The sequence below is a fragment of the Zoogloea sp. genome, from assembly GCF_041904905.1.
In the GTDB taxonomy this organism is placed as follows: domain Bacteria; phylum Pseudomonadota; class Gammaproteobacteria; order Burkholderiales; family Rhodocyclaceae; genus Zoogloea.
Genome location: NZ_JAYRMI010000128.1, coordinates 1 through 2698, shown reverse-complemented (window position 1 = coordinate 2698; position 2698 = coordinate 1). Strand labels below are relative to the sequence as shown.

Genomic DNA, 2698 nt, shown 5'->3' with positions numbered 1-2698 from the left:
TCCATCAGCGACATCGAACGGGCGAAGTCGGCGTCGTTGGTGTAGCTGGTGTTGAAGCAGTTTGAGCCCAGGCAATAGACGTTGGCGGGGCAATTCGAGGCGGTGGTGGCGGTTTGGGCGGCGATCGGGCAGGTGTAGGTGTCCTGGGTGATTTCGCACAACCCGGTCGCCGCATTCATCTGCTTGCAGGTGCTGGTCGCCGGAGTGCAACCGCTGCTCGCCAGTGGGGCGCACTCGTCCACCGGGGCGCCCGCGGTGCAGGTCAGGGTGCGCTCATAGGACCAGCAGGCGCGCGTGACGGCGCGGCCGTCGATGGTCTTGGTGCCGGGGCCGTCGACGCAGCGGTCGGCCGTGGTCACGGTGCAGCGGCCGCCTTCCGTCAGCACGGCGCTCTTGTCGACCCAGACGTCGGTCTCGTGCTGCTCCATGGTCGGCTGGACGAAGGACAGGGGCAGACTCCAACCGGAGGCGCCGACCAGGGTCGCGGGTCCCGCCGGTAGGGCGCAGTGCATCCCGGCGTCGTCGTAGATCGTCATGCTGCCGGCCGGGCAGCCGGCCTCGGCATCGGGGGCAGTGAGCGTGTAGCACTGGTCGGCCGCACCACCGGAGAGGAATTCGCCGGCCCAATACCCGCTCAGCGTATCGCCGCCCACCGTTCCGGCGGGGCACGCATAGACCGGCGTGCCGAACTGGAAGGTGTAGTTGCAACTCCCGGCGGTGCAGCCCGAGCCCGGCATCATGACCACCTTGAAGGGGCTCCAGCAGTAGCCCTGCCAATGCGGCGACAAGTCGGTGACGTAGACGGCCCGGGTGGCGGGCGCCGTCGGTAGGTCGAGCGCCTGCCAGCCGATGCAGGCGCCCATGCCGCCGGCGGCGTAGAAGCGGAAACGCTGCTTGCCGTCGGCGCGGATGCGGCATTGCGCTTCCGCAATCATGTAGTCCATGCCGTTGCGGTTGACCTGGCCATGGGCGAACCACGTGCCTTCGGCGCAACTGGGCAGCAGTTCCACCTGGACCGTGAGGTCGCGCCGGGTGGTGTAGTTGCCGACGCCGCTGTAACGGTTGCAGACCTTGGTGGTCGTGCCCGCGGGCGTGGTGACCTCGGCGGTGGTGCAACCCGAGTAATAGTCGGCAAGGCTGCCCAGCACGCTCGACGGATTGCCGGCGATATCGCGGGCGGCGGCGACGGCGGGATCGTAGGCCGAAACCGGGGGGCGCGGCGTGTTGGCCGAAGTCACGGCACCGCGCTGCGCCTGGCAGACGGGATCATCGACACTGGTGGCGCAGGCGGCCAGGCGGGCATTGGCGGCCCCCGACAGGCTCGGCTGGCCGTAGTACGTGGTTTCCGGTGGCGTCGTGGTGTAGCCCGGCACGGTACTCGATGCACTCGGCGTGTTGACCGTCCCCCGGATGACGGGATTGGCCGCCTGCCCGGCGGCAGTGCCTTCCTCGAACGGACCGGCGACGGCGGCGGTCTGCGTCGTGACGAAGCAGACGAGCGTGATCCAGGTGATCCAGCGGCGCATCGTGGCCTCCTATCCCTTGATCCGTTTCAGGAAGGTGTCGGCGGGCGGGCCGAACCCGGGTGCCGAGCGCCGCATGTGTTCCAGCGCGTAGTCCAGGCTCACGTCGCCGGAGGTCCGCAGGAAACTGTCGGCCGATGCGCAACTGCCGCTGGCGCAGGCAACCGGGCGGGTGCCATCGCGCACCAGCACGAAAGCCGGTACCTGGGTGACGGCGTAGCGGTCGAAGGCCTGGGGATCGATCTGCACGGCCACCTGGCGGGAACCGATCAGGCCCTGCACCTGCGCGACGGTGTCGCGCAGCGAGCCGTTGGCGAACCCTCGGAGGACGATCGAGGCCTTTGCACGCGCGGCCTGGTCGACCAGGCGTTGCAGCGTGTGCCGGGGCATGGACAGGCTGACGAACACCAACAGCCCGGGCCCAGCCACCAACCCCTGCGCCTGAGTCATCGCCTCGGATTGCGATGCATAGCCCCGCGCCAGCGCTTCGAGGTCGATCGGGGTGCGGCTGAGGGGCTGGGGCAGCCCCTCGACGTTCGGGCGGGTCGGCACCGGCGCGGAACGGAGTTCGGCATCGCTGGGTATGCCGTACTTCCGCCGCGCCGCATCGATGTCCTGATCGGTGATGGTCGGCATTTCGCGGCGGACCCGCTCGATGTCCGCCTCGGTGATGACTGGCGGGGTTTGCGCCAGGGCCTGCGCGCTCGCCACGAGCGCGGCGGTGAGGCCGAGGGCACGGGCAGATAGACGGAGATCAGAAGCCCACACAGCAGTTCCTCTTGCGAAATAACATGAAGGCGAAGTCCTCGCCGCGCACGGGGTATTCCTTGCCGGCGCCCCAGAGCACCGTCGTGCGGCCGAAGGGCTGGCAGCAGCGGCCGGCCTCCTTCGCGGTGTTGGGGATCGGGTAGGTGAGTTGAGTCTTGTAGGCGGTCTTGTCCATGACCGGCTCGAAGTACGGTCCGCACAGGCCGGGGGTGCCGTGCCAGCCCCAGGCGATCAATTCGCGGTGCATCTTGGCGGTCAGGCGCTGGGCCATCAGCGCGGCCGTGCGCACGCCGCCCAGGTGGTAGGGCACGTGGCCGTCGAGTGGATAGATGCCCCCCTGGCAGCCGGCGCACCAGAAGAGCTCCTTGAGGCCGAAGCCGACCGAGGCGGCGACGCAGTCGGCCGCG

Annotated in this window: 3 protein-coding genes; all 3 read right to left on the bottom strand. The window is 69.2% G+C overall.

What is annotated here, in order from left to right:
• On the bottom strand, positions 1-1526 hold a 1526-nt coding region (traN, locus tag ACE3N6_RS19080), incomplete at its 3' end, for a conjugal transfer protein TraN (RefSeq protein ID WP_374247404.1).
• A 9-nt stretch (positions 1527-1535) separates the two neighbouring features.
• Positions 1536-2291: a type-F conjugative transfer system pilin assembly protein TrbC gene (gene trbC, locus ACE3N6_RS19075; protein WP_374247403.1), complete on the bottom strand. Its 756-nt coding sequence runs from the start codon at positions 2289-2291 to the stop codon at positions 1536-1538.
• Positions 2278-2698: TraU family protein (locus tag ACE3N6_RS19070; protein WP_374247402.1), on the bottom strand; the 421-nt coding region annotated here is incomplete at its 5' end. The genes trbC and ACE3N6_RS19070, both read right to left, overlap by 14 nt.